Source organism: Streptomyces sp. ICN903, from assembly GCF_022015835.1.
Lineage (GTDB): Bacteria > Actinomycetota > Actinomycetes > Streptomycetales > Streptomycetaceae > Streptomyces > Streptomyces fenghuangensis.
The window spans coordinates 1-3,792 of sequence record NZ_JAKMAY010000431.1 but is presented as its reverse complement, the minus strand read 5'-3'; the positions used below and the strand labels follow the sequence as shown (position 1 = coordinate 3,792).

Below are 3,792 nucleotides of genomic sequence, written 5' to 3'. Positions count from 1 at the left end.
CCCCGGCCCGGCCGCGCCCGCCGGCCCCGCCGCCCGGACCTGGCCCGGGCCACCGCTGCCCATCCCGGACGCGGCCCCGGGGGAGATCGATCTGGACGCCGTACTGCGCCTGTCCCTGGCGGCCTCGGACGACTCCGGGCGCCTGCGGCCCACCCCATCCGCCGGTGCGCTGCACCCGGTGGACACCGAACTGGCCGTGGGAACCGGCTGCTCCCTGCCATCCGGCCGCTACGGCTACGACCCGCTGCGCCACCGCGTGCACCGACTCGGCCGGCTTCCCGGCGGCACACCACCGGGCGTGACCGCCCGACTGTCCGTCACCGCCCGGCGCACGGTCTCCCACTACGGCCACCGGGCCTGGCCGCTGCTGCTGCTGGACACCGGGCACGCCGCCGCGGCGCTGTTCCTCGCGGCCCGCGCGCTGGGCCGCGGCGAGCCCGAGGTCCACCTGGACGGACTCACCGGGAACCCGCTCGCCGCGGTGCGCATCCCCCCGCCCGGCGGCGCACCGCCGCGGGACGCACACACCCCCGCCGAACTGCGGGCCCGCCGCAGCGCCCCGCCACCGCTGACGGGCGCCCCGCCCCCGGACGCGCTGCGGGCCGTCCTCGCCGCCGCAGGCCGGGCGGGAGGCGGCGAACTGCGCTGGTGCGCCGCCGTCGGATCACCAAACCCCGGCCTGGTCGAGCCGGCCGCCGACGGCACGGAGGTGCGCCGGTACGCCGCCGGAGAGGCCCGCCCGACACTGGCGGCCTGGGCCGCGGGCCAGGCGTGGATCGCCGACGCCGGCGCCGTCCTGCTCGCCCACGGCTGCCCCGCGGACGCCGACGCGCCGCACATCCGCCGCACCCATCTGCGGGCCGGATTCGCCGTCCACCTGGCCCAGCTGGCCGCCCTGCGCCACGGTCTGGCCGCCCGGCCCGTCGGCTCCTGGCAGCAGGCGGACCTCGGCGCCGCCCTCGGCGGCGCGCCGGGCCGGGACTGGATCGTCCACGCACTGGCCCTCGGCACCCGCCACGCCGACGAGGAGAACACCACGTGATCGTCCACCCCGAACTGCGCCGTGCCGCACTGCGCGCACGGCGCCCCCTGCTGGCGGCCACCCTCCTGCAGGGCGCCGTCACCCTCACCCACCTGGCGCAGGCCGCGCTGCTGGCCGTCGCGCTCGCCGACCTGGCACGAGGGCAGACCGGCAGGCTCCCGTGGCTGCTGGCCGCCGTACTCGCCGCCGTCGCCCTCCGCGCCGGGCTCGCCGTCCGGCAGCGGCGCACCGCCACCCGCGCCGGAGCCCGGGTGAGGGTGGCACTGCGGGACGAACTCCTCTGCCGCCTCGGCCGGCTGGGATCCGCGCACCTGACCACGGCCCGCGCCGGGGCGGTGCGCACCACCCTCGTCGACGGTGTGGAGGGAGTCGACGCGTACGTCTCCCGCTACCTGCCCCAGCTCCTGGTCACCTTCACCGTGCCGCCCCTGGTGCTCGCTCTCCTGGCCGCCGTGGAACCGGCGGCGCTCCTCGGTCTCGTCCCCGCCCTGCTGCTCGCCCTGTTCGGGCCGCGCGCCTGGGACCGGCTGCTGGCCAGACGCGGCAGGGAGCACTGGGACACCTACGAGGCGCTGGGCGCCGACTATCTGGAGGCCCTCCAGGGCATGCCCGCGCTGCGGGCCGCCGGTGCGGTGGGCCGCACCCGCGAGCGGCTGGAGAGGCGCTCGGCGGCGCTGCACCGGGCGACGGTCGCCAAACTGCGGGTGTCCCTGGCCGACACCGGCATCACCGATCTGGCCGTCCAGGGCGGCACCGCGGCCGCCGCGCTCCTGGCGTGCCGGTCGGCCGTCACCGGATCCACCGCGGCGACCGGCACCTATCTGGTGCTGCTGCTGGCCTCCGAGTGCTTCCGGCCGGTGCGGGACCTGGCCCGCGAGTGGCACGCCGGATACCTGGGGACGTCGGCCGCGGACGGGATCGCGGCGCTGCGCACCGCCGAGCCGGCCGTCCGCGACACCGGGACGGCGCCCGCGCACTGGCCGCAATCGCCCGAACTGCGCTTCGAGAACGTCGAGTTCGCCTACGAGGGCGCGCAGGACCCCGTCCTGCGCGGCGTGTCCTTCACCGCGCCGGCCGGACGGACCACCGCGATCGTCGGCCCCTCCGGCGCCGGCAAGACCACACTCCTGGCACTGCTCCTGCGCCACCACGACCCGCAGACGGGCCGGATCACCCTCGACGGGATCCCCACGACCGGATACGCGCTGGACTCGCTGAGGCAGGGCATCGCCGTGGTCTCCCAGGAGACCTACCTCTTCCACGACACCATCGCCGCCAACCTGCGCCTGGCCCGGCCGGACGCCACGGACGGCGAACTGGCGGACGCGGCGCGCGCCGCCGGCGTCCACGACGAGATCACCGCCCTCCCCGACGGCTACGCCACCGTCCTCGGCGAGCGCGGCGCCACCCTGTCCGGCGGCCAGCGCCAGCGGCTGGCACTGGCGCGGGCCCTGCTGGCCGACGCACCGGTGCTCGTCCTCGACGAGGCCACCAGCTCGGTCGACGAACGCCGGGAGGCACAGATCGTCCACCGACTGGTGAACGCCGCGAGCGGCCGGACCGTCCTGGTGGTCGCCCACCGGCTCTCGGCCGTCCGGCACGCCGACCGCATCGTCGTCCTCGACCGGGGGCGGGTGGACGCCGTCGGCGAGCACGCCGGCCTGGCCGAGGCCGGGGGCGTCTACGCGCGGCTGGTCGAGGCCGGCCGCGCCCACCGGGGAGGAGTCGCCGCATGAGCACCGCGACCGGTACCACCGCGACCGACACCACCACCGGCGCCGACGGCGCGTACGCGCCCGCACGCGGTTCGCTGCGCGCACTGCTCCCCGCCCTCGCCGGGCACCGCGCCATGGCGGCGCGCACCTGCGCCGCCGCGCTCGTCGAACAGGGCTCGCTGGTCGCGCTGCTGACCCTGGCCGCGCACACCGTGGGGGCGGCCGTCATCGAAGGACACGCCCCCTCGGCCGCCACCGTCACCGTGCTCGTCACCCTCGTCCTGGTGCGCGCCCTGGCCACCTGGCGCGAGATGGACCTCTCCCACGACCTGGCCTACCGGGTGCTGGCCGCACTGCGCGTGAGGGTCTTCGACGGACTCGCCCGCAGCGCCCCCGCCCGCATCGCGGGCCGGCGCAGCGGCGACCTCGCCGCGACCGCCATGGCGGACGTGGAGGCGCTGGAGTTCTTCTACGCCCACACCACCGCCCAGCTCCTGGCGGCGGGAACGGTCCTCACCGGCGGCACGGCGGTCCTCGCCGCGGTGGACCCGTGGCTGCCGGCGGCCGTGCTGCCGGTCGCGGCGCTGCTGGCCGCCGCGCCCTTCGCCGACGCGCGCGAACGCGCGGCGCGCGGCGGCCGCACCCGGGCGGCCGCCGCGCGGCTGTCGGCCGACACGGTGGAGACCGTCGACGGGCTGCGCGAACTGCTCGCCTTCGGCGCCCTGGCCGGACGCCGCCGCCTGCTGGCCGACAGGGGGCGGCAGGTGGGCGAGGCCCAGCGCGCCGAGGCCACCCGGGAGGCCGTGGCCGCGGCGGTCCGCGACCTCCTCATCGTGGTGGCGGTCCTCGGCGTGGTCGCCGCGGCCGCGCAGTCGGTGACCTCGGGCCGGCTGCACGGCGCGTGGGCCCCGGCGGCCATGGCGCTGGCCCTGTCGATCCTGGGCCCCGTCGCGGAGTCGGCCAGGACGCTCAGCCAGGCCGTGGCGCTGCGCGCGGCGGCCGCCAGGGTCGGCGCGGCGGCGGGTGCCCCCGCCC

3 protein-coding genes are annotated in these 3,792 nt (G+C 78.3%); all 3 read left to right on the top strand.

Annotated elements, in window-relative coordinates; genetic code table 11:
* Nucleotides 1-1,042: SagB/ThcOx family dehydrogenase (locus L7D48_RS27195; RefSeq protein ID WP_237883501.1), on the top strand; the 1,042-nt coding region annotated here is incomplete at its 5' end.
* The gene (locus L7D48_RS27190) at nt 1,039-2,778 is read left to right on the top strand and encodes an ABC transporter ATP-binding protein/permease (protein ID WP_237883498.1); all 1,740 of its coding nucleotides are present in this window, start codon (nt 1,039-1,041) and stop codon (nt 2,776-2,778) included. The genes L7D48_RS27195 and L7D48_RS27190, both read left to right, overlap by 4 nt.
* A partial coding sequence (locus L7D48_RS27185) for an ABC transporter transmembrane domain-containing protein (RefSeq protein ID WP_256463315.1) occupies nt 2,775-3,792 on the top strand: 1,018 nt, incomplete at its 3' end. The genes L7D48_RS27190 and L7D48_RS27185, both read left to right, overlap by 4 nt.